Raw genomic sequence first — 25,520 nt, 5'->3', positions numbered from 1 at the left:
AGACGATAGCAATATGGGGGTCTGGTCTCGCTTTGATGATACGTGTTATCATTTTACTTAAAATATAAGTGTAACAGAGCGAGACCATCAGGTTTTCTAGCAAATTAATAAAAAATAGATTTTTTCGTTGACCTTCACATCATGTTAAGCTGTATAATGACAGTACGAGGAGGAAAAGAAATGAGGATTGGAGAGGTTTCTAAATTGACGAATGTCAGTATGAGATCATTGCGCTATTATGAGGAAAAAGGATTAATCCATCCAGAAAGATTAGAGAACGGTTACCGTGATTATGATAAATTAACGCTAGAGCGAATTAAGACATTAAAATTATATTTTGATTTGGGATTAACAACAGCAGAAATGCAGCAGGTCATGGGTTGTGATCCCTTTGTTTTTCCATATAAGAACCTTATGTGTAAAGATGTTATTATGATTTATGAGGATAAGCTTAAAGAAGTTAGCCATCAAATTCAGATTTTACAACAGATTGAATCCCGCTTAAAAGAGCGATTGATGAAAATTTATCATTTAAAGGAGGATGGCATAAATGAAAGGTATTGAAATAGTGAATTATGGCGGACCGGAGGTTGCTAAGGTTCGAACATTTAGCAGTCCCGTTAGACGAGCAGGAGAAGTGATGATTCAAGTAGTTGCCTCTTCAATTAATCCAGTAGACATAAAGTATATGACGCCGGAAACGATTCAGAAAATTCCTTCTTTCCCAGCAATTCTAGGTTGGGATATTGCTGGGATTATAATAGAAGCTGATAAGAATTCAAATTTTTTTGCTGGTGAGCGTGTGGTGGCTTTTCATCCACAAGGGAGCTGGCAGCAATTAGTTGCTGCCTCTGAGAATCAGGTTGTAAAATTGCCTGATAATATTGATTTTATCAGTGGAGGCAGTATTCCTTTAGCCGCTTCAACGGCTTTGCAAGCTTTAAGAAGATTACGACTAGAGCCTAGCGAGCGTTTACTTGTTACCGGAGCAGCTGGCAGTGTCGGCTATTACGCACTTCAATTTGCTCTGAAAATGGGAGTTAAAGCATCTGGCTTAGTAAGAAATAAAAATCAAAAAATGAGCATAAATTTATTAGACACAGAAATTTATACAAATGATGATCCTATTCCTGAATTTGATGCTGTCTTTGATACGGCAGGTGTACTCAATCGTATTGATGTCATCCACAAGGGTGGAAGACTCGTGACTGTCAGCGATGAACAGATTGATCCACAAGTACTAAAACATACCTCTTTTGCTGAACATAATTACGTTAGAGTAAACAAGGAAGACTTGGAAGAAATTGTCCATCTTGTTTCGGAAGCAAAGATAGAAACCAGAGTTGCAAAGATATATTCTTTTAATAATGTTCAGGAAGCTCTAGCACAGGCTATGAAGTCTGGGAATAATGGAAAAATCATGCTCATTTTCTAGAAGAAGCTCTTATAGGCTTCTTTTTTGCTAGGTTTTTTAACAAAAACCTAGCAATTTGTCAACAAAACGTGCTTGAAAGTCGGATAAGAACGCTCTATAATAAGTTCAAGAAAAGAGGTAGGAAAAGTATGATGAGTGAAACAATTGCTTTGCTAAGGAAAAAGTCAGGCTATTCTCAAGAAAGATTAGCTGAAAAGGTAGGTGTGTCTCGTCAGACCCTCAGTAAGTGGGAATTGGGGGAGAGTTTACCGGATATTGTCTCGTCAAACCGTTTGGCAGAAATTTTTGATATTAGCTTAGATGAGCTGGTTAATAGTGACGTTTTTCCTTTTGCTGGTAAAGCTAAAAAAGGCAAGTATATCTTTGGAACGGTGACTGTTGGTGAAAGAGGCCAAATCGTTATCCCTGCACGAGCTAGGAAAATTTTTAATATCCAAAGAGGTGATACTCTGATGGTCTTAGGTGATGTTAATCAAGGCCTGGCTTTAATGCATAGCGATTTCTTTGTTCAAGCTTTTGAAGAAATGGGGTTAATGAAATGAAAAATTAACTGGTTTTGGGCTTGGTTTTGCAGTGTTCATACTCTTCCTGAATCTGATAGGTTGTTATGATTTTGTCATGGTGATGACGCGCAATCAGACTTATTTTGCAGAACATTATACTCCAGCTGTTAAAGCTTATTTTACCAACTATCCGATTTTCTTTGTGATCGTGTGGTTCGGTCATTTGTCAGGTGGCGTCTTGAGTCCAATTTTCTATCTTTTTAGAAGAAAATCAGCGTTTATTTTAGCTGGTCTTGCCTTTTGGGGAGATGTTATGCTGGTTCTATTGACTAGCCTTTTTAGGAATCGCATTCAAGTTTTTGGCTGGCAGTTCGCTTTTGACCTAGCTATTATGGGATTGCTTGGCCTTTATTATCTGTATTTGCGTAAAGGAAGAAAAGAGATTTAGGTACCAGTTAAAACGAGGTTAGTACAAGAAGTGCTAACCTCGTTTGATAAATAATGATATCAGTTTGACGCAGTAATTGGGGATGAGATGACACTATCGATTTCTAGGCAATCCGATTTTGTTCTCATTCCCGTTTTTAATTAATTACTTGTGTTTTTGGTATTATTTACAAAGGCTGTTGTTGTTTTAAAATAATTATCGAAGTCACTGCGGTCAATGTAACTGCTGCTGAGTTTGTTACTTGAGCTGGTTGTTACCTTTTGACTGTAAGTTCCTGTGACTGTTAGGCTATATTTGCTTTTACCTTTAACAAGTTTTTGTCCGCTTGAAGAGATGATGCTGACGGTTTTTCCGTCTTTATCAACAATTTTAGCACCTTTTTCAGCATTGAGATTGGTTACTGTCGAATGACCAGTTAGCACCCATTTGGAATTTTTAGAAATATTCATGGTAATAGGAGACGTGCTTGGAGATGTATTGGTACTGTTGGTTGATACAGTGGTTTTTCCAGTGTAAGTGGTTTTATCAAGTAAATACATATTTAAGGTCGAAATGCTATCTACATCAACATCTCCTTTAAGTATCTGCTTATGGCCAGTAAAGTTAACTGTTGCCCCATTACTACCGGGGGTTCCCCAATTATTGGCATCATTGCCTGCTACAGTCAAAAGTTTAGCCTTGTTTGCATCAAAATTCAAGGTGGATTGATTAAGGATAATGTTTGCAGAGGTATTCGTCAGGTAGAACATAGAACCTGAAGCAATGGAAGAAGTTAATTTAGACTTGCTGAGCTCGAAGTGAGCACTTTGCCCCGTTGTTGCTTCGGCATCACCAGATTGTGACTGATAGATGATAACGCCATTGGCAATCGGGTCACTGGCAGTTTTGTTTGTCATGGTACTAGTTAAATTAGAATTATGAATAAGAATGGTATTAAGACCTTCCATACCAGCAATTTGACTGTTACTAGATGTTCCTGTAACGTGATTAACTTGAATATTGCCTGTTGAATAAAGAAGAGGTGAGCCAGAGCCACTAGTATTTAAACTGGAATTAGTGGTGGAAATATTGCCGCCACCACGGTCAGTTGCAATAGCAGCGCTGTGAGCGCCTTTTGTAGAAATGGTCATCTTATTAGCAATAATATTGCCATTGTAAGTGGCATCAAGTCCCCGTGAATTATCAGCTGTAGTTGCAATGCTTGTTTTATTGGCGTAGATAGTTGCCTTATCAGTTGCAAAGATACCATTGCTGCCAGAACTGCTAGCTTTTAGTTTGGAATTCGAAACATAAGCTTTTGACCCTTTATTGACTGCTAGTAAAATAGAATTAATACCGTAAAAATTATCATTATCTCCATCATTATCATCACCGGACTTTGTTAAATTCGCTTTACGCAGTGTTAAACTACCACCGTTTTGAACAAGAGCTGTATTTTGGGCGGAAGTAGTGGATTTGGTTTTGGCACTGGAAGTGACCTTGCTGCCATTAGAAACGAGAACACCACTGTTGGTTCCGCTGTAATCATAAGTTGTGGTATTAGCACCACCTCCTGCAGGAGCTTGTCCATCTGGCATAGCAGGTGCTCCAGTATTATCATCAGCTAGAATATTTATACTAGGCAAGGTTGAGGCAGTTAGAATCATTCCTATAGCCAGCAAAGCCAAACTTTTACGATAAATTTGTGAATAGCGCATAATATTTCCTCTTCTATCATTATTTTTTCAGATTGTAACCAGAAGAACTTAATTTTAACTTAAGAAAAAGTTTGTCCTTGGACTAAAATCAGATTTTACAATCGTTTTGTAAGAAAGTTATATGAAAATTTTGACCTTAAAAAAGACAGTCATTGGTTGCCATTCACTGCATCAGTAATGCCCTGTTATTTTAAAGTGAATATGCTCCACTGACAAGGAAATGAAAACAGTGATTCTATTTAAGAATCTCGTTTTTTCTGTTGTCTCATTTCTTTTTGTTATAATAAGGTTTTGAAAGGAGAAAGTCTATGTGGCGCATTTTAGGAAACTCTTCATTTTCCCAAACGGGTCTGCGCAAACGTTATCAAGAAGCAAAGCAGCTGCTGTTATGGGAAAGTGTAGGATGGACTAGGGAAGATGTAAAGCAACTAGCTAAAAAGGGTTTGCAGCCATCGGACTTTCGCATTGGTTCACAGGCTTTTAATCTCTTATGGCAGGCTGCTTATGGTAATAAAGAGCCGCAAAAATTGCTATCGATTGTTCTAGATATGGCTGCTATGCCAGAAGAATTATCTGGTGATTTGCAAGAAAATCAAGAGTTAGTTCATCGTTTTTCTGACGATTTAGCACCAGACAATACTTTTTGGCATGAGTTTTCACTTCTGGTTCAAGAGATTTTTCCAAAAGACACACTCAGTGCTAAGACTAATTTTGCCAAACGTATCCATCAATTTCGCTATGTCATTTCCAGTCAGCAGGCGCAGTGGATCCGTGACCATTTGAGACATGACAAAATGACTGATGCTCAGGCTTTGGCGCGATTTTTAAGAAAGAAAAAGAGAAAAGTTTGGTATCATCCAACCTATGATTACACACTTTATGATTCTGCCCGTCTGCATAATAAGGTTGCTTTTAAGGATGGACAGACGATTTATCCAGATGACTCTTATCGCCTTAATTTTAAGGTGTTATTAAATTTTCATACGGAATTTATTCTTGATAATGAAGGTCATTTCTTGAATGAAATTGATGCTGAACACATCACACAAAATGGGATTATTAATGGTGCTAGTTTTAATTATGCTAACAATTGCAATCAATGTCATTGGGAATTAGATGTTAATCCGACCAAATCACATGATCCTCTCTTTAGAGATGCGATTATTGCTACTAAGGACTTGCATTTTACGGCTCCTAAATATATCTTAAAAAAAATCGAAGCAGCATCAGAAGAGGATTGGCAAAAAAGTTATTTTAATAAAAAAGGCCTCTATGCTAGTGGACGCAAGAGCAATTTTAAAGCAGTTAAGCATTTGATCCGACAATTTAAAAAAGAACTTTTTAAACTGAAGTGGACAAAAAATTGAAAGTAAGCTATTTTAGTCAATAATCCCCCAAAACTTAATAATTTTGATAAAATAGGAAGTAAGATGGTTACTAAAAGAAATTTCATGACAGAAAAAATACGTTTGATTGCAACAGATATGGACGGTACTTTTTTAGATGCTTCCGGTCAGTTTGATCATCAGCGCTTAGATGATTTGTTGAAAAAATTTGAAGCAAAAAATCTTATTTTCACTATTGCCAGTGGTCGTTCGCTGTTGACTTTAGAAAAATTATTTAAGGATTTTACAGATCGTATTGCAATTATAGCTGAAAATGGGAGTTTGATTCAATATAAAAATCAAGTGTTGTTTGAACAGTTAATGACTCCTTCTCAGTATCTTGATTTAACAGCTAAAATTTTGGAAAATCCATATAACCAAGGTGTTGAATTGCTCTTATCTGGTAAAAAAGCTGCCTATATTTTGGCGGAGAGTCCGCAGAGTTATATTGATTTCATGAAGGGGTATTATGAAAATATTCAGTTAGTTGAGAATTTTGAACAGTTGGATGATGATATTTTTAAAATCACAACTCAATTTCCAGCGGAATATGTCCGTAAGGGAGCTGCTTGGTTAAACGAAAGACTCCCGCATATTCAAGCTGTAACAACAGGATTCGAGTCTATTGATATTATTTTACGAGGAGCCAATAAGGGCTTTGGTCTTAGCCATCTCTGCCAAGTTCTAAAGTTAAAATCTGAACATGTTTTAGCTTTTGGTGATAATTTAAACGACTTTGAAATGATGGATTTTGCAGACGTTGCTATTGCACCTGAAAATGCGCGTGCTGAAATTAAAGAGCTTGCAGATGAAGTCATCCCTCATCATCAGGAACAATCAGTAATAACTTATATGGAAGGTATGATAAAGGAATGACTGAGATTAAATTATTGGCTTTGGATTTAGATGGCACTCTCTTTAATACCAAAAAAGAGGTTAGTTTAGAAAATAAAGAAGCTCTGAAGGCAGCTCGTGAAAAAGGCATTAAAGTAGTTATTACAACAGGCCGCCCTCTTAAAGCTATCGAACATTTACTTGGGGAGCTTGATTTGCTATCAAAAGATAATTACCTGATTACTTTTAACGGCGGACTCGTTCAAAAGACGACAGGTGAAATTTTAGAAAAGAGTGCTCTAAGCAGAAAACAGGTTGAAACGATTCAGACAGAAATGGAACACCTAGCCCTGCCAGTGGATATTCTCAGTGATGGTATCGTCTATAGTATTAGTAATCAAGATAACCATTCGCTCTATCCTATTGCTAATCCTATGCTGACATTTCGTGAAATTGATGGATTGCCGCAACTGCCTTTGGATACCATTTATAATAAGGTCGTTATTGTTTGCGATGCTGATTTTTTAGATCAGCAGATTGAAAAAATCCCTGCTTATTTTTACGAAAAATTTGAAGTCTTCAAATCGCGTGATATCATTTTAGAAATCATGCCTAAAGGGGTTCATAAGGCTGTAGGGCTTGATCTTCTCACCAAACATTTAGCTATTGACCAAAGTGAAGTTATGGCTATGGGAGATGAAGAAAATGACTTAAGTATGTTAGAGTGGGCCGGTTTGGGTGTTGCAATGGCAAATGGTGTACCTATTGTCAAGGAAACAGCTGATGCGGTAACAAAAAAGACTAATGATGAGTCTGGTGTTGCCGAAGCTATTAAAAAATATATATTGAACGAGGATTGAAATGGGTTTATTTAATCGCTTATTTGGTAAGAAAAGACAAGAAGAAAAGTCAACAACGGATTCTATTGAAGAAACCGCTGAACAAGAAGTCGCACAAGAAAAGCCAGCACTGCCGACAGAAACTGCTGAAACAGCAGAGAATCAGCAGTCTGTTTATGAAAATGATGTGACAGAAAGTCAAGCAGAACAAGTATCAGATGCACGAATAATTGAAGACGGACAGAATTCTAAAGAACCAGCAGCTAGTGGGCATTCCGTCCAAGAACATAACCAACAGCCTGTCCAACAAGGAGTGTTTCATTCTGAAAATTCTGTAGCCGCTGTACAAAATAATACTGAGACCATGCCTGCGCAGCAAAAAGAAGACGAAAAGACAAATCAATCAGCAGATTTGATGATAGATTATTATGCACGTAAGGCTGAATTGGCTCAAAAAGTGGAAAGTCAAAAACAAGCAGAGACTGCTAAGCAAGAAAGTCAAATAACCGTTCCAACTCAAGAGGAAGCTGATACAGCTGTCAATCAGTCTGAAGAAGAAACTTCTGAGCAACCGGCAGGATCTGCTGAAACTGAGGAAGAAAAGTACAATCGCAGTCTGAAAAAAACTCGCACTGGCTTTGGTGCGAGACTCAATGCTTTCTTGGCTAATTTTCGTAATGTTGATGAAGAATTCTTTGAAGACTTGGAAGAGATGCTCATTCTTTCTGATGTTGGCGTTCAAGTGGCTTCAACCTTGACAGAAGATTTGCGCTATGAAGCTAAATTAGAAAAGGCCAAGAAACCTGAATCTCTTCGCCGTGTCATTATTGAAAAACTGGTCGATATTTATGACAAAGATGGTCAGTTTAATGAAAAAATTAATTTTCAGAATGGTCTTACTGTTATGCTTTTTGTAGGAGTTAATGGTGTTGGTAAAACGACTTCCATTGGGAAATTGGCCTATAAATATAAACATCAAGGCAAGAAAGTTATGCTGGTTGCAGCCGATACTTTTCGTGCGGGAGCCGTTGCTCAGTTAGCTGAATGGGGTCGCCGTGTTGATGTTCCAGTTGTTACAGGCCCAAAAAAGGCTGATCCAGCTAGTGTTGTTTATGATGGTGTTGAAAAGGCAGTTGCAGCAGATGTTGATATTCTTATGATTGATACAGCAGGTCGCCTGCAAAATAAGGATAACCTCATGGCGGAATTGGAAAAGATTGGCCGTATTGTGAAACGTGTTATTCCAGATGCTCCTCATGAAACGTTGCTTACTCTTGATGCTTCAACGGGACAAAATGCCCTTGTTCAGGCTAAAGAGTTTTCAAAAATCACCCCTTTGACTGGTCTGATTTTAACAAAAATTGATGGAACTGCCAAAGGTGGTGTGGTGCTTGCTATTCGCCAAGAGCTTGCGATTCCTGTTAAATTTATTGGATTTGGTGAAAAAATTGATGATATTGGTGAATTTCATTCTGAAGATTTCATGAGAGGACTTTTAGAAGGATTGCTATGATCACAATATAAAAAACGCTCTGATATCAACTTGTATGCCACAAGTATAATATCAAGGCGTTTTTTTAATGGTTAATACTTTTTCAAAGAAGCAAAGAGCATTTTGAAACAAAAGAAAATAAGGATAACCAAGATAAATAAAGTTGAAAAGATAAATTTCACACCGCTGGCCATATTTGGGGCTAATTGGAGGGCAACTGATGATAGAGCTGTTCCTAAGGCACCGGCAAATTGCTGCATCATTTGGAAAACAGCAGTAGCATCTGCTGTCTTATTTTTGGGTAATTGTGAAATAGCAACTGCCATAGTGTTGTTAAAAGCCATATTACGTCCGAAAGTGAAAATGATGTAGACAAGGATCATTAATATAATGGTTAAAGAGTTTATCCATAAAGCGAAGATACCAAGGCTAGCTGCAAAAAGAATATTTCCCCAATAAAGAGATAATTTAGGGCCTTTTAAGTCATAAAGTTTTCCAAAAAATGGTGCTAAGATTCCGCCTAAAAGTGTTCCTGGCAGTAACACAAAACCGGCAATTGTAGTTGAGATGTGCTCTGCTTGAACAAGAAAATTAGGAATAACAAAGTTAGAGGCTAAATTTGAAAATTGATAGATGAAAAAAGGGATTAAGCCTAAAAGAACAGGAGCTTGTTTTAAGATTCGAATATCTAAAAAAGGTATCTGTGATTTAAGGCTTCTAAACACAAAGAAAATAAGGGCAAAGCCAAAAATGATTAAAGCCCACCAATTAAGGGAACCCGATTCAAGTCCGGAAATAAGGATTAAAAAGAAGGACAAAGCTATCGCTAATAAAAGAAAGCTGAGGATATCAAAAGGACGTTTATTAGTTTTAGGTGAATTTTCCAAAGAAAAATAACTGATAATTAAAGCAATTACAGGAACTGGCAGTGTTAGTAAAAAAATCCATTGCCAAGAAAAATGGGCAATCATGAAACCGCCATAAGTAGGTCCAAAAGCAGGAGCTAAACTCATGATAAGTCCGCCAATTCCCATATAGGTTCCAATCTTGTTGATAGGAATGCGCTCAATAATAAGGTTAAACATCAAAGGCATAGCAATTCCCGTACCAGCTCCCTGCAGAGCTCTGCCAATAATCATCAGGCCAAAATGAGCAGAGATGATACATGTTGCTGTCCCTAGAAGAAAAAGCAAGACTGCTATTGTGAATTGTAAACGCTCTTTAACATTTTGTTGCAATGTGGCGCTCAGTGTCATAGAAATAGCGACTGCCAAGAGATAAACGGTTGTAATCCATTGCAGACTACTTAAAGGCAAATGGAAAATAGTCATTAATTTGGTGAAAGTCACATTCATACTTGTTTCTGATAGAATACCAGAAAAACCGACCAAAGCAGTTGCTATGATAGAAAGCTGAGTTTTACGAGAGACTTTATCTGTCTGTTGTGTACTGATCATGTTTTCTCCTCTTCTTACTTCTCATTATTGTAACACAAAAAAGAAGTACAACAAAGCTGATTTTTTAGGAATGAACCTTGTTAGACTTCTTTTAATTGAGAGATTATTCTTAAAATACACGATAAACATAAGGATTTTTAGGTTGCATTGTCTGTGAACTCTGAGAAATATGAAGAACAGGCAGAGTTTGTTTCAGGTTTTGATTGTATTCAATAGCAAGTTTCCCACTGACCTTAACCCAAGTGTTGTTTTGATAATGCGTTTGTCCATCTGTCGTTAACAAACCATAGACACCTGAATCAGCAATACAGTGAATGATGCCAAAGCGAAAGAGAAATTGACTGTCCTTATCTTTGGGATCATTGTAAATAAAGCCGACATATTCAATTTGACGGTTTTTGAATTCATCAGGAAAGAGGTAGATAATCTCCATCACTTCCATGTAATTTTGCGTTGTAATTTGCAGTTTTCCAGATCCTTTATATTTTTTTAAAGTGGCTCGCATCTCTTTTTGATAAGCTGATTTTGTGAAATAAAGACTAGTATCAGGTTTTAAGTATTGAACGCGAGTTCCATCTGAGCTAGTTCCTGAAGTAGTTGATCCTGCAGCCAATGGGAAATGATAGCCTTTGGCAGAGACGGTTGTTGAATCAAGTGGCACTGTTGGAACTAAAAGTCCAACAAAAATGGGGATAGCTAGAATAATAGGACTAAAAAATTTAGCAGCTTTACCCGATAAGTGAGAGTGCATTTTTAACCTTTTCATCCAAATGGTTAACTGCACAAGGGCCAGAATAAAGGATAAGGCCATGGAAATGTAAGCTAAGTAAGAATAGTGACTATTAATATAGCGATCTAATTTCCCAGATAATTGCAAGTACATGCCCAATTCAAAGTAACCTGCTAAAATGAGAAATCGAATCATTGCATCACCCCCACAATCAAGCAATAAATGATAATGATAAGACTTGATGTGCCAACAAATTGCAGAATAAACTTCGTTTTAAAAGCATTTTTCATCATCATTAAATTTTTGATGTCAACCATAGGGCCAATAAGAAGAAATGCAACAACAGGAGCCACACCAAAGGTCGCCAACAAAGAAGTTCCAATAAAAGCATCAGCTTCACTGCACAGTGAAAGGATAAAAGCTAGGAGCATCATGATTAAGATAGCCGTCAGTGGATTATGACCAATAGAGATCAAAATACGTGTTGGTACATAAATTTGCATGCTAGCAGCCACAAAACTCCCAAAGATAAGGTAACGTCCTGTGTCAAAAAGTTCGTCTACTGCATGAGCTAATGCGTAAAAAATCTTTTGATATGCTTTTTTATGAGAATAATCGTGGAAATGACAAGGTTTGGCGCTTTCCTTGATGATATGTTCATCCACTATAAAGCCAAGTAAAATTCCTAGAGAAATAGCCACAATAATAGCTCCAAACAGCCTCAAAAAAACAAAGCGCCAAGAATTGCCAAAGGCTGAAAATGTTGCAAAAAGAACGATAGGATTGATAATAGGAGCTGTTGCTAAAAAAGGAATGGCAGTGTAGCTAGGTACCTTTTTTTCCAAAAAACGATTGACAATAGGGACAATCCCACATTCACAAGAAGGAAAGATAAAACCAACAAAAGTTCCAAAAAGAATACGGCCTATTTTATTTTTAGGAAGATATTTTTGAACAATATCAGGTGTCAGATAAACTTCAATAAAACCCGACAAAATAGCACCTAGCAGAATAAATGGCAGAGCTTCGATGATAATAGAAAGGAAGATTGCCAAGCATTGCAGAACACTGCTTGGTAAATGATTAAAAATCGCCATAAAATCTATTTCTTGACTTTCTTGTCAGCTTTCTTCTTTTTATCATCTGGGAATTCAACTTTTTCTAAGCCTTCAGGGAGTTTAGCAAAATTTTCCATCATTTTTTCCAATTCATCATTTTTCTTAAATGTAATTGCCACAAGAATACCTCATTTCTAAATAATAGATAAAATCAGATTGAAAAAAAGTCTTTTTTGAAACTTTTTAACCTTAAACAATCCTCAGACTGTTTGAGTCACCGATAGGTGAAATTATCAGTGGATGATTTTTACCCGATCTTAAAACAAAAGAGCGAGAGAAATCAATTTCTACGAAATCCCGACTTACTCTCATTCTCACTTTTATCATGGCGGGAAGCTTCGTTTAGAGCTCACTTCGCTCGCAAATAAAGGAAATAACCTTGAAATTTGCAGAGCTAATAAAATAGTTTTATATTGAAAAATAGAGTTGTCTACATTCTCAATAATATCATTATACTACCAAATAAGAAAATATGACAGTTTTAAACACAAAGAATCAATCCACATCTTTTCTTTTTTCGATAGTTACCTTAGCTGGTATCGCCGTTGAAACTTGGTTACGGTTACTTGTAAATTTCTTCTTTTGTCATCTATAGAGTAACCAAGAAAAACCAGAGTCAACTTAACACTTATTAATCTTCTAAGCTAGAATCTTAAGTCCCCTAAAGCGTGAGAATATTATCACGGTGGTGCCTATCGTTTGAACGCACTTTATTCGCAGTTCTCAGCAGCAAAAACTTTAAAACAGCCAAGGTAATAGTAAAAAAGTAAAATTGAGATGAGTAGGCTTTTACAACAGCAGTCTTTAATTAGTATAGAGCACAGAAATTTTAAGCACATATGTTGTAATTATTGCTAATTAGGAGATAGAAATTAAAAAGAGGAGAAAAAATGACCATTGAATTAGGAATGTCAATATTTGGTGAAATAACAAATCTTGAAAAAACATTGTCTCTCATGCTGATCGAACAGGCAAGATATCAGAAGAAATGGATTGAGTCATTTGAAAAAGCCAATGGCCGTAAATCTAAGTCAGAAGAACCTAAGGAAGCTTTAGAAGGCTTGTTTTTTTTTGTATAATATTTTCTTGTTTCCGCTTTATTATATCAAGTTCAAGATCGCTAAGGTTATTAAACAGTTTTTAAAGAGACAGAAAAAATTAAAATGAAACCTTTCTTTGCAATAGTGCAAGATCAAAAGAGTAAGAATGCACTTAATGGAATTTCTCACTTTTCCTTTGCTTTTATTAAAAAATTCTCATTTTTTACTGTTTGCGGCTAAATAACCACTGTTTAGGAAATGAATATTTTTTGAAAGGACTTTGAGTTATAATAAAGATTTACAAAGTATAATTAATCAGCTGCTTACATAAATTCGGTAATTATTTTTACTGATTCGTAAATTAATTTTTTAGTAATTATGTTATAATATTTTTTATGGAAATTATTGAAAAAATTGCTGAAGATTTGCACTTAAAAGAAAGTCAAATACAAAAAGTTTTGGATTTAACTGCTCAGGGAAATACGATTCCTTTCATTGCTCGTTACCGTAAAGAAATGACTGGCAATCTTGATGAAGTGGAAATTAAGTCTATTATTGATCTGGATAAAAATTTAACAGCATTAGCCGAACGTAAGGCGGCTGTTTTAGCGAAAATTGAAGGACAAGGCAAACTAACAGCTGAATTGCAAGAAGCGATTGAAGCGGCTTCAAAGTTAGCTGATGTTGAAGAACTTTATCTTCCATATAAAGAAAAGCGGCGAACAAAAGCCACCATTGCTCGTGAAAATGGACTTTTTCCATTGGCGCGCCTCATTTTACAAAATGTTTCGGATTTGGAAAAACAAGCAGAAACTTTTGTAAATGAAACCTTTCCTACAGCTGAAAAAGCTCTTACTGGAGCCATAGATATTTTGATTGAAGCCTTATCAGATGACACAAAGTTGCGCTCATGGACCTATAATGAAATTTGGACAAATAGTTTTATTTTGTCGAAAGTCAAAGATCAGGAACTTGATGAAAAAAAGGTTTTTCAAATTTATTATGATTTTTCCGAAAAAGTTGCAAAAATTCAAGGTTATCGTGTTTTAGCTCTTAATCGTGGTGAAAAACTAGGTGTTTTGAAGGTTTATTTTGAACACAATCTTGACAAGATGGCACGTTTTTTCGAAGCACGTTTTAAGGAAAAAAGCAGCAGGATTGAACAGGTGGTTCAAACAGCTTTAAAAAAGAAAATTTTACCCGCTATGGAACGGCGTATTCGAGCGGAACTCACTGAGGAAGCGGAAGATGGTGCTATTCAGTTGTTTTCTGATAATCTCAGAAATCTGCTTATGATTCCGCCTTTAAAAGGTAAAATGGTACTTGGCTTTGACCCTGCTTTTCGTACAGGAGCCAAGCTGGCTGTTGTTGATCAGACAGGTAAGCTGATTATGACTCAGGTTATTTATCCGGTGCCTCCAGCTAGTCAGTCCAAGATTAATCAGGCTAAAAGCGAACTTGTTGATCTTATTAAAAGATATGCCATTGAAATAATTGCTATTGGCAATGGTACTGCCAGTCGTGAGAGTGAAGCTTTTGTTGCAGAGATTTTAAAAGATTTCCCACAAGTTTCTTATGTGCTTGTCAATGAAAGCGGAGCCTCTGTCTATTCTGCATCGGAATTAGCTCGTCATGAATTTCCTGACTTAAGTGTAGAAAAACGTTCTGCTATTTCTATCGCTAGGCGTTTGCAAGATCCTTTGGCAGAATTGGTTAAAATTGATCCTAAATCCATTGGTGTCGGTCAGTACCAACATGATGTGGGTCAGAAAAAATTAGCTGAAAATCTTGATTTTGTCGTTGAAACAGTTGTTAATCAGGTTGGTGTTAATGTTAATACAGCTAGCCCTGCCCTTCTTTCTCATGTTTCAGGACTGAATAAAACGATCTCAGAAAATATTGTCAAGTACCGTGAAGAAAAAGGCCAAATTCAGTCGCGTCAAGAAATTAAAGAGGTACCTCGTTTAGGGGATAAGGCTTTTGAGCAGGCGGCTGGCTTCTTAAGAATCCCGAATGCAAAGAATATTTTAGATAATACAGGTGTTCACCCAGAGTCTTACGCAGCTGTTGAAAAACTCTTTGACCTTTTGGAAATAACGGAATTGGATGAGTCAGCTCGAGCAAAATTACGATCAGTAGCAATTGAAAAAATAGCTACTGAAGTTAACCTTGGACAGGAAACCCTAAAGGATATCATTGCTGATTTGCTAAAACCAGGTCGTGATTTACGAGATGATTTTGCAGCACCCCAATTACGTCAGGATGTTCTTGAATTGTCTGATCTTAAAATTGGACAGCAATTAGAAGGAACCATTCGTAATGTTGTTGATTTTGGTGCTTTTGTGGATATTGGTCTTCATGAAGATGGCTTGATACATATCTCACAAATGAGCAAAAATTTTGTCAAGCATCCCAGCCAAATTGTAGCCGTTGGGGATGTTGTTACTGTCTGGGTTTCAAAAATTGATATAGAACGGGAGAAAGTTAATCTTTCTTTGGTGGCCTTAAATGAATTTAACTGATTATGTAAAAGAGGTTTCTCGTCAAGATTTCGGTATAGAGTTCCAACATACTGCTTCTTGGAATTCACGTCTACAAACAACAGGTGGACGCTTTTTCCCCGAAGATGGACATTTGGATTTTAATCCCAAATTCTGTAAAAAGGGTGATGCAGCAACTTTTCGAAAAATTGTTCGTCATGAACTTTGTCATTACCATCTCTATTATGCAGGTAAAGGTTATCGACATGGTGACAAAGATTTTAAAGATTTGTTGCTGCAAGTCAATGGAGTGCGTTATGCGCCAAGTATACAAAGCAATACTTTTTATCATTATTACCAATGTGAATCGTGTGGTCAAGTTTATCAAAGAAAAAGGCGAATGAATACGGAAAAATATGCTTGTGGCAACTGCCATGGAAAATTAAGACATCAAAATCAGTCGTAAGGCTGATTTTATTTTTCTCTAAATAGTTTATACTAATAGTATATGAGATTTGTGATTCATTTTTTAAAAAAAGGAGAGTTGTTTGTATGTCTAAAGCCACTTTTTATAAGCAAAAAAAAAGTAGTATGATCTGTGGAGTTGTGGCAGGACTGTCGGATAAGTATGGTTGGGAATTGCCTTTAGCTAGAATATTAGCAGCTCTTTTTATGTATATTTTCCCGGGAGCTATTGTTCTCTATATTATTTTAGCAGTCTGCTTGCCTTATAAAGAAGATTTAGAAAAGGATGGTCAGCAAAAACACTATTATCATAGCTCTCAAGGTTCGCGTCGGCGTAAGGATGCTGAAGTTATTGATGAAGAAGGTGAAAGCAGGTGGTTTTGATAAAACTATATCTCTTTAATTGGAGTCTAAAGATAAACGATTACATTTAAGAGGGAACTTCTTAAGAACAGGAAAGAAGTTTTCTACAGCTTTTGCATAATGATTTAAATGACAAGTTGATAACACTTGTCTTTTTATTTTGTTAAGTATAACCCCCCCTTTTTATAAGGATTTATGTTATAATATTGTGCTAAGGAGGGTAGTATGTCAGTTACAGTACAGATGTTGGTTGATAAGGTAAAATTGGATGTCATTTATGGAACGAAAGAACTTTTACAAAAAGAAATTACAACAGCCGATATCTCGCGTCCAGGGCTTGAAATGACAGGCTATTTTGATTATTATGCCCCTGAACGTATTCAATTGCTGGGAATGAAAGAATGGTCTTATTTAACACAAATGACCTCTCATAACCGTTACTCAGTTTTAAAAGAAATGTTTAAAACTGAGACGCCAGCCATTATCGTTGCTAGAGATCTTGCTATTCCTGAAGAAATGCTGCAGGCGGCTAAAGAAGAAAGCATTGCGGTTTTGCAAAGTCATGTGCCAACTAGTAGGCTTTCAGGAGAAATGTCTTGGTATCTAGATTCTTGTTTGGCTGAAAGGACAAGTGTTCATGGTGTTTTGATGGATATCTATGGCATGGGTGTTCTGATCCAAGGAGATTCTGGTATTGGTAAAAGCGAAACGGGGCTAGAGTTGGTTAAGCGTGGGCATCGACTCGTTGCAGATGATCGTGTAGATGTCTTTGCTAAGGACGAAGAGACCCTATGGGGTGAGCCAGCTGAAATTTTACGACATCTGTTGGAAATTCGTGGTGTTGGCATTATTAATGTTATGAGCTTGTATGGAGCCAGTGCTGTTAAGGATTCTTCACAGGTTCAATTGTCTATTTTCCTTGAAAATTTTGAGAAAGATAAGATGTTTGATCGCTTGGGTAATGGCAATGAAGATATTGAATTATCTGGCGTTAAAATTCCGCGTATTCGCATTCCGGTCAAAACTGGGCGAAATGTTTCTGTCGTAATTGAAGCAGCAGCGATGAATTATCGTGCTAAGCAAATGGGTTATGATGCAACCGAAACCTTTGAAGAACGTTTAACCAATTTAATTGATCAAAATGAGGCGAGCCATGATTGATCCGATTGCGATAAAGTTAGGCCCTCTATCCATTCGCTGGTATTCGATTTGTATTGTAACTGGCTTAATTCTTGCGGTTTACCTAACTATACGTGAGGCACCTAAAAAGAACATTAAGTCAGATGATGTTTTAGATTTCATTTTAATTGCTTTTCCTTTAGCCATTGTCGGTGCACGACTTTATTATGTTATTTTTGACTGGAATTATTATCTTAAAAATCCTAGTGAAATACCTGTCATTTGGCATGGGGGGATCGCTATCTATGGAGGATTGCTCACAGGAGCACTCGTTTTATTCATCTTTTCCTATTATCGGATGATTAAGCCGATTAACTTTTTAGATATTGCTGCTCCAGGTGTGATGTTGGCTCAATCTATCGGCCGATGGGGAAACTTTGTTAATCAAGAAGCTTATGGTAAAATCGTTACTCAGTTAAATTATCTGCCTGATTTTATCAGAAAACAGATGTATATTGATGGTCACTACCGTACACCAACCTTTCTTTATGAGTCTTTTTGGAATTTACTTGGTTTTATTATTATTATGATTTTACGCCGTAAACCCAATTTTTTAAAAGAAGGAGAAGTGGCTTTCTTTTATCTTATCTGGTATGGTAGTGGTCGCTTTGTTATTGAGGGAATGCGGACAGACAGTCTCATGTTTGCAAGCATGCGGGTATCTCAGTGGCTTTCCGTTTTACTAGTGATTGTTGGAGTTGTTTTAATTGTTATGAGACGTCGTAATCATGCTATCCCCTATTACCAATGCTAGGTAAGAATATTTGAGTTAGGAGAAAAATATGTGGGAAATTGCTTTATTAATTGTTGCTATTGCCTTTGCTGTTCTAGTTATTTATTTGATTCTTTTATTAAGGAAAATTTCAGATACTGTTGATGAATCGCGTCAAACTCTTAAAATTTTAACCAGTGATGTTAACGTAACGCTTTACCAAACGAATGAACTCTTGGCTAAGGCTAATGTCTTGGTTGAAGATGTTAACGGCAAGGTAGAAACTATTGATCCTCTTTTTACAGCTATCGCTGATTTATCAGTAAGTGTGTCTGATCTTAATCAGCAGGCTCGTTATTTTGGAAAGAAAACTCGTAAGTCTACTGCTAATGCAGGAAAGGCAGGAGCTGCTTATACTTTTGGAAAAGTAGCGTCTAAATTATTTCGTAAGAAAGGAAAACAATAATGAGTAAATTTTTGAAAACAGCTATTATCGGAGCGGTATCAGGAGCTGCTGCAGCTTACTTTCTCTCAACAGATAAGGGAAAACAGTTTAAGAAGAAGGTCCACCAAACTTTTACGGATTACAAAGAGAACCCTAAAGAATATCATCAATACGCTGCCGATAAGGTGAATGAATATAAAGATGCAGCCGTTCATTCCTTTAAAGATTATAAGGACAAATTTGAAACAAGTGAGTTAACAAAAGATGATGTTATTTCTAGTGTTAAAGAAAAGGCCTCTCAAGCAGGAGAGTTTGCTAATAGCAAATTGTCTCAAGTGAAAAATCATTTAGCACAAACGGTTGAAAAAGCAGAGACAAGCGCTAATGATGCTGTTATTCCTCTTGGAGAAATGAAAGCTCAAGTAGATGATATCGTTATTGATTATCCAGCAGAAGAAGAAACTAAAAAAGATTAATAATTAAGAACAAGATTGCTGCACAGAAGTTAAGAGACTAATAGTTGCAGCTATCTTGTTTTTTTGGCAAGAAAAAAACTCCCTTAGGAGTTAATGGTCAATATTTAAGTCGTTTTAATCCTTTTTGAGCTAAAGCTGTGATTCCCCAGCTAATCAGCATAGCTAAGGGGAAAGCAAAAATGGGAGAAAACTTAGCGACTAATAGAATGAAACACACTAGAATAGTCGTTATGCAGAAAAAAGCTAATTTAGCAAAAAAGATGAGTTCATCTAGCTTTGTTCTATTATCATCAAAATCTTGAAATTCTTGATACTTAGGCGTTGATTCTTCTTGAAAATTAAGATCTTCAAAGTCTTCTGTCTGCCTATTCAGATTTGCTGACATAAGTTCCTCCTCTAAATATTCCTTAATATCTTATCACAAATTGAAAAGTTTGTCATTAGTTTTTGAAACTTTTTCTTTGATATTCTAATTTTGTAATATATTTTAGTTAAAAAATATCATTATACAGCAAAATATTCTTAGAAAATTGTCTTATTAAACGAATTTCACTCAGTTAATAGAAATAGATATGGTTTTTAAAATGAACATTTGTCAATGATGTGAGACCAAAAAAGATAAAACCTGACTAGCTTTTTGCTATCCTATCAGGAGCTAGCTCCTGATAGGACTTTTCGCATGTCGATAGGAGATTTCCAGCCCAGAGTCTGCATGGGTAGTCTGTTTGAAGTGTAGAGGTAGCGTTTCATCTGTTTGATGAGGTCGTCATAAGAATAAAATTGTAAGTGCTGGTAGAATCGTCTATTGTCGTTTCTGTGGCTTCGTTCAACCTTACCGTTATGTCTGGGAGTTCTAGGTCGGATGAGTTTGTGTTCAATGCTTAGTTCACGACAGAGAATATCCAGAGGGTGAATGTGTTTGTTTTCCTTGAAATGCGTAAACTCGAAGCCATTGTCCGTTTGTATGATTTTCGGCTTGTAGCCAAAGTGTCGGATGGCCATTTTGACAAATTGGATGGTGGAATGAGAAGATTGTTCCTTGAAAGGGAAGATGAAGCGTTCTCGACTGGCCTCGTCAATGATGGTGTATTGGTAGAATTTATCAGGCATTGCCCCAGTATAGCAGTCTTTTGGCACGTATTTGACAGCCATCTGCCACTTGATACCGAGTTTTGTTGGTGTATCGTAAGGCTTTGGAATATAGGGTTTGGTCTTTGCTTTAGCAGGTTTGAAGAAGTCTAGTTTTCTCAAGACCCGAAAGAGTGAGCAGGGATGCCTGTCATAGCCCTTATTTAATTTGAGCTTGTAGAAGATTTCGATGAGAGTGGCATGGGGGGTTTCTTCGGATACAGTTTTTAATCCAGGCTATTTCTTGTTCTGTATGAGCCTTGGGATGGGGTGTCAGAGGTTTGTGAGACTTGTCTTGAAGGGAGGCTTTGGTTCCGTCAAATCGCTTGTTCCACCTCATAAGGGAAGCTTTGGAGACCTTATAGCGTCGGCAGATGAAGGCAACAGAAGCGCCACCACGATAGGTTTTGACAGCATGGTAGCGAGTATCAAGGGTGTGTGGCAAATAACGAAGGGGTTGTGGTATACTAGTCATGAGAAGATTCCTTTTTGATGAGTGGGTGGTACTCTTATCATATCAAGGTTTCTTCTTTTTTGGGAGCTAGGTCTCACATCTATTGTAAGGCTACAATAGAAATAGATATGGTTTTTAAAAAAAGTAGCTTTTTATCTTAAATTTGATACAATAATAGGTATGGAAAAAATTGTTATCACTGCGACTGCAGAATCTATTGAACAAGTTAAAGAATTACTGGCAAGTGGTGTTGACCGTATTTATGTTGGTGAGAAAGATTATGCGCTTCGTTTACCGCATGCGTTTAGCTATGATGACTTAAGAGAAATTGCTAGCTTGGTTCATGGAGCTGGTAAAGAATTAACGGTTGCTGCTAATGCACTAATGCATCAAGAAATGATGGACAATATTAAACCATTTTTAGAATTAATGAAGGAAATTCAGGTAGATTACTTAGTGGTTGGTGATGCAGGTGTTTTTTATGTCAATAAGCGTGATGGTTATCATTTTAAACTCATTTATGATACCTCTGTTTTTGTCACTTCTAGTCGTCAAGTTAATTTTTGGGGTCAACACGGTGCGCTAGAAGCTGTTTTGGCACGTGAAATTCCTTCGGAAGAGCTGTTTGAAATGTCCAAAAATCTGGAAATTCCTGCTGAAGTCTTAGTTTACGGTGCCTCTGTCATTCATCATTCCAAGCGACCTTTAATACAGAATTATTATAATTTTACTCACATTGATGATGAGAAGACAAGAGAACGCGGTCTGTTCTTATCAGAACCAAATGATCCTAAATCACACTATTCTATATACGAAGATAAACACGGCACTCATATTTTTATCAATAATGATATTGATTTGATGTCCAAATTGCCTGAATTGATTAACCATCATTACAATCATTGGAAATTAGATGGTATCTATTGTCCAGGACATAATTTTGTTGAGATTGTTCAACTGTTTGTCAAGGCAAAAGATATGATCGAAGCTGGGACTTTTACGCAAGATCAGGCTTTTCTTTTCGATGAACAAGTCAGAAAATTTCATCCAGCTGGTCGTGGTTTAGATACAGGATTTTACGAACTTGATCCGCAAACAGTTAAGTAATTTGTCACTGTTTAGTTTTTGATTGTTGTGATAGCGTTTTTTTACAGGGCACAGCAATTTATTATAAGTTTTATAATCCTAAATTGGCAATCCCGACGGTAATTATCTACGTTTATAGGAGTTGCTGTACGGGAACTTCTTATAAGGTGTTTCTAGGACTTGACTTTGGAAATCTTCTTACAATCTTGAAAATTGGAGAATAAAATAATGACAAAACAATTAAAACGCCCAGAAGTGCTGTCGCCTGCTGGGACTTTAGAAAAATTAAAAGTTGCTGTTAACTATGGAGCAGATGCTGTTTTTGTTGGCGGACAAGCTTATGGTTTGCGCAGTCGTGCAGGTAACTTTTCAATGGAAGAAATGGCTGAAGGAATTAATTATGCTCATGATCATGGGGTCAAGGTTTATGTGGCTGCTAACATGGTAACTCATGAGGGCAATGAAATCGGAGCCGGCGCATGGTTTCGTGAATTACGCGACTTAGGTCTAGATGCAGTTATTGTATCGGATCCAGCCCTTATTGCGATTTGTGCGACAGATGCACCCGGTTTGGAAATTCATTTGTCAACACAAGCTTCATCTACTAACTATGAAACCTTTGAATTTTGGAAAGAACTGGGCTTGACACGTGTTGTTTTAGCGCGTGAAGTCACAATGGCAGAATTGGCTGAGATTCGTAAGCGTACGAGTGTTGAAATTGAAGCCTTTGTTCATGGGGCAATGTGTATTTCTTACTCAGGACGCTGTGTGCTTTCCAATCATATGAGTCATCGTGATGCTAATCGTGGCGGTTGTTCACAGTCTTGTCGTTGGAAATACAACCTTTACGATATGCCTTTTGGTCAAGAAAGACGGTCATTAAAAGGTGAAGTACCAGAGGAATTTTCAATGTCAGCTGTTGATATGTGCATGATTGAAAATATTCCAGACATGATTGAAAATGGTGTTGATAGCCTTAAAATTGAAGGACGTATGAAGTCCATTCACTATGTTTCAACGGTCACAAATTGTTACAAGGTGGCTGTCAATGCCTATCTGGAAAGCCCTCAAGCATTTGAAGCTATCAAACAAGATTTGATTGACGAATTGTGGAAAGTCGCTCAGCGTGAATTGGCTACAGGTTTCTATTACCAAATACCTACTGAAAAGGAACAGCTTTTTGGAGCTCGTCGTAAAATTCCCCAATATAAATTTGTCGGTGAAGTGGTTGATTTTGATGAGTCAAGCATGACAGCAACTATTCGTCAGCGTAATGTTATTAATGAGGGGGATCGGGTTGAATTCTACGGACCTGGCTTCCGTCATTTTGAAACTTTCATTAAAGATTTACATGATGCGGATGGTCAAAAAATTGAACGTGCTCCAAAACCGATGGAATTATTAACAATTACGGTACCGAAGAAAGTTAAAGCAGGTGATATGATTCGTGCCTGCAAGGAAGGCTTGGTCAATCTTTACAAAGAAGATGGCAGCAGCCTTACTGTTAGAGCTTAAGAGTATGGGAAACCATGCTCTTTTGTTTTATGCTTCAAATTTTATTTTTAGTTTAATTATTGGATTTTTTGAGAGACTTTTCATATAATGAAAATAATAATGAAAACAATGTAGAAGGAGGACAAGTGTATGTCTTTAGTCGGGAAGGAAATGGTTGAATTTTCATCCCAAGCTTATCATCAAGGAGAATTTGTTACGGTTAACAATGAGGATGTTAAGGGGAAATGGGCAGTCTTTTGTTTCTATCCAGCAGATTTTTCTTTTGTGTGTCCTACTGAGTTAGGTGATCTTCAAGAACAATATGCAACTTTGCAATCTTTAGGTGTGGAAGTTTACTCTGTTTCAACAGATACTCATTTTGTTCACAAGGCTTGGCATGATGATTCAGATGTTGTTGGAACAATTACTTATACTATGATTGGGGATCCCTCTCATGTTCTCTCACAAGGATTTGAGGTTTTAGGTGAAGATGGTTTAGCACAACGTGGAACCTTTATTGTAGATCCAGATGGTATCATTCAAATGATGGAAGTCAATGCAGATGGTATTGGTCGCGATGCTAGTACCTTGATTGATAAAGTTCGTGCAGCTCAATATATTCGCCAACATCCGGGCGAAGTTTGCCCTGCCAAATGGAAAGAGGGGGCTGAAACTTTAAAACCAAGTTTGGATCTTGTCGGTAAAATTTAAGGAGAAACTATGGCATTAGACGCAGAAATCAAAGAGCAGTTAGGACAGTATCTTCAATTACTTGAGTCTGAGATTGTTTTACAAGCTCAATTAAAAGATGATGCTAATTCTCAAAAAGTTAAGGCATTCCTCCAAGAAATCGTTGCAATGTCCCCTATGATTTCTTTGGAAGAAAAGGAACTTTCGCGAACACCTAGTTTTCGCATAGCTAAAAAGGGGCAAGAATCTGGTGTTGAATTTGCTGGCTTACCCCTTGGTCACGAATTTACTTCGTTTATCTTAGCTCTGTTACAAGTTTCAGGGCGTCCGCCTAAGGTAGAGGCTGATATTGTCAAACGCATTCAAGCTATTGATGAACCTATGCAGTTTGAAACCTATGTTAGTTTGACTTGTCATAATTGTCCAGATGTTGTTCAGGCATTCAATATCATGTCAGTTGTCAATCCCAACATTTCACATACAATGGTGGAAGGTGGCATGTTTAAAAATGAAGTTGAGTCTAAAGGCATTATGTCTGTGCCAACTGTCTATAAGGATGGAAAAGCATTTACCTCAGGGCGTGCTAGCATAGAGCAATTACTAGATTTGATAACAGGTCCTCTCAAAGAAGAAGCTTTTGATGATAAGGATATTTTTGATGTTCTTGTCATTGGTGGCGGTCCTGCTGGTAATAGCGCAGCTATTTATGCTGCAAGAAAAGGAGTTAAAACAGGACTTTTAGCTGAAACCATGGGTGGTCAAGTTATGGAAACCGTGGGTATTGAAAATATGATCGGTACCCCATATGTTGAAGGACCCCAATTAATGGCTCAGGTGGAAGAGCATACCAAGTCTTATTCTGTTGATATCATGAAGGCACAACGTGCTAAGTCTATTCAAAAAACAGACTTGGTTGAAGTTGAACTTGATAGTGGAGCTCATTTGAAAGCAAAGACAGCTGTTTTGGCCTTGGGTGCCAAGTGGCGTAAGATCAATGTACCAGGAGAAGAAGAATTCTTTAATAAAGGTGTCACTTACTGTCCACACTGTGATGGTCCTCTTTTTACTGACAAAAAAGTCGCTGTCATTGGCGGCGGGAACTCAGGCTTAGAAGCAGCTATTGATTTGGCTGGGTTAGCTAGTCATGTCTATGTTTTAGAATTTTTACCTGAGTTAAAAGCTGATAAGATTTTACAAGATCGTGTGGAAGCTCTTGATAATATCACCATTCTAACTAATGTTGCAACTAAAGAAATTATTGGCCATGATCACGTAGAAGGTCTTCGTTACAGTGATCGTACGACTAATGAAGAGCACTTGCTTGATTTAGAAGGTGTTTTTGTTCAAATTGGATTGGTACCTAGCACTGACTGGTTAAAGGATAGTGGACTGGCACTCAATGAAAAAGGTGAAATCATTGTTGCTAAAGATGGCGCAACTAATATTCCTGCTATTTTTGCAGCTGGTGATTGCACAGACAGTGCCTACAAACAAATTATCATTTCCATGGGTTCTGGAGCCACTGCGGCTTTAGGTGCCTTTGATTATTTGATTAGAAATTAAAACAAAG

General features: G+C 37.0%; 26 protein-coding genes and 1 pseudogene. 20 read left to right on the top strand and 7 right to left on the bottom strand.

From position 1 onward, the window contains the following. Positions 1–180 precede the first annotated feature (180 nt). The 4 genes from SRT_RS06820 (at position 181) to SRT_RS10325 (ending at position 2,386) form a co-directional block, all read left to right on the top strand. Positions 181–564, top strand: a complete 384-nt coding sequence (locus SRT_RS06820) for a MerR family transcriptional regulator (RefSeq protein ID WP_002266067.1) — start codon at positions 181–183, stop codon at positions 562–564. After that, the gene (locus SRT_RS06815) at positions 551–1,435 is read left to right on the top strand and encodes an NADP-dependent oxidoreductase (protein ID WP_128833532.1); all 885 of its coding nucleotides are present in this window, start codon (positions 551–553) and stop codon (positions 1,433–1,435) included. The genes SRT_RS06820 and SRT_RS06815 overlap by 14 nt, the downstream gene beginning before the upstream one ends. Positions 1,436–1,563: 128 nt before the next feature. After that, positions 1,564–1,977 (top strand): helix-turn-helix domain-containing protein, encoded by a 414-nt coding sequence (locus tag SRT_RS06810; protein ID WP_128833531.1) that lies wholly within the window; start codon positions 1,564–1,566, stop codon positions 1,975–1,977. Positions 1,978–2,008: 31 nt separating this feature from the next. Further along, entirely contained in the window at positions 2,009–2,386 is a 378-nt protein-coding gene (locus tag SRT_RS10325) for a hypothetical protein (protein ID WP_161940036.1), read from the top strand. Positions 2,387–2,526: 140 nt separating this feature from the next. On the opposite strand, the gene SRT_RS06800 is transcribed toward SRT_RS10325, so the two are convergent. Then, on the bottom strand, positions 2,527–4,083 hold the full coding sequence (locus tag SRT_RS06800) for an autotransporter outer membrane beta-barrel domain-containing protein (protein WP_128833530.1): 1,557 nt from the start codon (positions 4,081–4,083) through the stop codon (positions 2,527–2,529). A gap of 308 nt (positions 4,084–4,391) precedes the next feature. On the opposite strand from SRT_RS06800, the gene SRT_RS06795 reads away from it, so the two are divergent. The 4 genes from SRT_RS06795 to ftsY all read left to right on the top strand — a co-directional run bounded on the left by SRT_RS06795 (position 4,392) and on the right by ftsY (position 8,654). Continuing rightward, a complete protein-coding gene (locus SRT_RS06795; RefSeq protein WP_128833529.1) occupies positions 4,392–5,450 on the top strand; it encodes a DUF3114 domain-containing protein in 1,059 nt (352 codons plus the stop codon). 84 nt (positions 5,451–5,534) lie between these two features. Further along, positions 5,535–6,344 (top strand): Cof-type HAD-IIB family hydrolase, encoded by an 810-nt coding sequence (locus SRT_RS06790; protein WP_277612633.1) that lies wholly within the window; start codon positions 5,535–5,537, stop codon positions 6,342–6,344. After that, a complete protein-coding gene (locus SRT_RS06785; protein ID WP_128833527.1) occupies positions 6,341–7,162 on the top strand; it encodes a Cof-type HAD-IIB family hydrolase in 822 nt (273 codons plus the stop codon). Before SRT_RS06790 ends, SRT_RS06785 begins: the two co-directional genes overlap by 4 nt. 1 nt (position 7,163) lies before the next feature. After that, positions 7,164–8,654: a signal recognition particle-docking protein FtsY gene (ftsY, locus tag SRT_RS06780; RefSeq protein WP_128833526.1), complete on the top strand. Its 1,491-nt coding sequence runs from the start codon at positions 7,164–7,166 to the stop codon at positions 8,652–8,654. Between the two features lie 71 nt (positions 8,655–8,725). Here ftsY and SRT_RS06775 read toward each other — a convergent pair whose 3' ends face one another. The 4 genes from SRT_RS06775 to SRT_RS11125 form a co-directional block, all read right to left on the bottom strand. Continuing rightward, positions 8,726–10,090, bottom strand: coding sequence for an MFS transporter (locus tag SRT_RS06775; RefSeq protein ID WP_128833525.1), 1,365 nt, complete (start codon positions 10,088–10,090; stop codon positions 8,726–8,728). 109 nt (positions 10,091–10,199) lie between these two features. Then, positions 10,200–11,015 (bottom strand): TIGR03943 family putative permease subunit, encoded by an 816-nt coding sequence (locus tag SRT_RS06770; protein WP_128833524.1) that lies wholly within the window; start codon positions 11,013–11,015, stop codon positions 10,200–10,202. Beyond that, the gene (locus tag SRT_RS06765) at positions 11,012–11,917 is read right to left on the bottom strand and encodes a permease (protein WP_128833523.1); all 906 of its coding nucleotides are present in this window, start codon (positions 11,915–11,917) and stop codon (positions 11,012–11,014) included. The genes SRT_RS06770 and SRT_RS06765 overlap by 4 nt, the downstream gene beginning before the upstream one ends. A gap of 5 nt (positions 11,918–11,922) precedes the next feature. Further along, positions 11,923–12,057 carry an SPJ_0845 family protein gene (locus tag SRT_RS11125; protein WP_252120205.1) on the bottom strand — a complete coding sequence of 45 codons (135 nt, stop codon included), beginning with the start codon at positions 12,055–12,057 and terminating at the stop codon, positions 11,923–11,925. Positions 12,058–12,828: 771 nt separating this feature from the next. Between SRT_RS11125 and SRT_RS06755 the strand changes: the two genes are divergently transcribed. The 8 genes from SRT_RS06755 (at position 12,829) to SRT_RS06720 (ending at position 19,098) form a co-directional block, all read left to right on the top strand. Beyond that, complete coding sequence (locus tag SRT_RS06755; protein WP_128833521.1) at positions 12,829–13,017, top strand: hypothetical protein; 189 nt, start codon at positions 12,829–12,831, stop codon at positions 13,015–13,017. Between the two features lie 356 nt (positions 13,018–13,373). After that, the gene (locus tag SRT_RS06750; protein ID WP_128833520.1) at positions 13,374–15,500 is read left to right on the top strand and encodes a Tex family protein; all 2,127 of its coding nucleotides are present in this window, start codon (positions 13,374–13,376) and stop codon (positions 15,498–15,500) included. Beyond that, positions 15,487–15,924 (top strand): SprT family protein, encoded by a 438-nt coding sequence (locus SRT_RS06745; RefSeq protein WP_128833519.1) that lies wholly within the window; start codon positions 15,487–15,489, stop codon positions 15,922–15,924. Before SRT_RS06750 ends, SRT_RS06745 begins: the two co-directional genes overlap by 14 nt. Positions 15,925–16,010: 86 nt before the next feature. Continuing rightward, positions 16,011–16,307 carry a PspC domain-containing protein gene (locus SRT_RS06740; protein ID WP_128833518.1) on the top strand — a complete coding sequence of 99 codons (297 nt, stop codon included), beginning with the start codon at positions 16,011–16,013 and terminating at the stop codon, positions 16,305–16,307. A gap of 204 nt (positions 16,308–16,511) precedes the next feature. Beyond that, entirely contained in the window at positions 16,512–17,447 is a 936-nt protein-coding gene (gene hprK, locus SRT_RS06735; protein ID WP_128833517.1) for an HPr(Ser) kinase/phosphatase, read from the top strand. Further along, positions 17,440–18,219 (top strand): prolipoprotein diacylglyceryl transferase, encoded by a 780-nt coding sequence (lgt, locus tag SRT_RS06730; protein ID WP_128833516.1) that lies wholly within the window; start codon positions 17,440–17,442, stop codon positions 18,217–18,219. Before hprK ends, lgt begins: the two co-directional genes overlap by 8 nt. Before the next feature lie 28 nt (positions 18,220–18,247). Continuing rightward, positions 18,248–18,643: a DUF948 domain-containing protein gene (locus tag SRT_RS06725; protein WP_128833515.1), complete on the top strand. Its 396-nt coding sequence runs from the start codon at positions 18,248–18,250 to the stop codon at positions 18,641–18,643. Further along, positions 18,643–19,098 (top strand): YtxH domain-containing protein, encoded by a 456-nt coding sequence (locus SRT_RS06720; RefSeq protein WP_128833514.1) that lies wholly within the window; start codon positions 18,643–18,645, stop codon positions 19,096–19,098. Before SRT_RS06725 ends, SRT_RS06720 begins: the two co-directional genes overlap by 1 nt. Before the next feature lie 97 nt (positions 19,099–19,195). On the opposite strand, the gene SRT_RS06715 is transcribed toward SRT_RS06720, so the two are convergent. Further along, on the bottom strand, positions 19,196–19,483 hold the full coding sequence (locus SRT_RS06715; protein ID WP_128833513.1) for a DUF3270 domain-containing protein: 288 nt from the start codon (positions 19,481–19,483) through the stop codon (positions 19,196–19,198). A gap of 263 nt (positions 19,484–19,746) precedes the next feature. Then, positions 19,747–20,701 (bottom strand): annotated as a pseudogene (locus SRT_RS06710) (DDE-type integrase/transposase/recombinase). 159 nt (positions 20,702–20,860) lie between these two features. Here SRT_RS06710 and SRT_RS06705 point away from each other — a divergent pair. The 4 genes from SRT_RS06705 (at position 20,861) to ahpF (ending at position 25,513) form a co-directional block, all read left to right on the top strand. Beyond that, positions 20,861–21,787: a peptidase U32 family protein gene (locus SRT_RS06705; RefSeq protein WP_128833512.1), complete on the top strand. Its 927-nt coding sequence runs from the start codon at positions 20,861–20,863 to the stop codon at positions 21,785–21,787. 207 nt (positions 21,788–21,994) lie between these two features. Continuing rightward, positions 21,995–23,281 carry a peptidase U32 family protein gene (locus SRT_RS06700; protein WP_128833511.1) on the top strand — a complete coding sequence of 429 codons (1,287 nt, stop codon included), beginning with the start codon at positions 21,995–21,997 and terminating at the stop codon, positions 23,279–23,281. A 129-nt stretch (positions 23,282–23,410) separates the two neighbouring features. After that, a complete protein-coding gene (gene ahpC / locus SRT_RS06695; RefSeq protein ID WP_128833510.1) occupies positions 23,411–23,971 on the top strand; it encodes an alkyl hydroperoxide reductase subunit C in 561 nt (186 codons plus the stop codon). A gap of 9 nt (positions 23,972–23,980) precedes the next feature. After that, positions 23,981–25,513 (top strand): alkyl hydroperoxide reductase subunit F, encoded by a 1,533-nt coding sequence (ahpF, locus tag SRT_RS06690; RefSeq protein ID WP_128833509.1) that lies wholly within the window; start codon positions 23,981–23,983, stop codon positions 25,511–25,513. Positions 25,514–25,520 lie beyond the last annotated feature (7 nt).

The sequence above is a fragment of the Streptococcus troglodytae genome (assembly GCF_002355215.1).
Taxonomy (GTDB): Bacteria; Bacillota; Bacilli; order Lactobacillales; family Streptococcaceae; genus Streptococcus; species Streptococcus troglodytae.
Note: the sequence above shows the minus strand (reverse complement) of the source record. Positions and strands in the feature narration are given on the sequence as shown.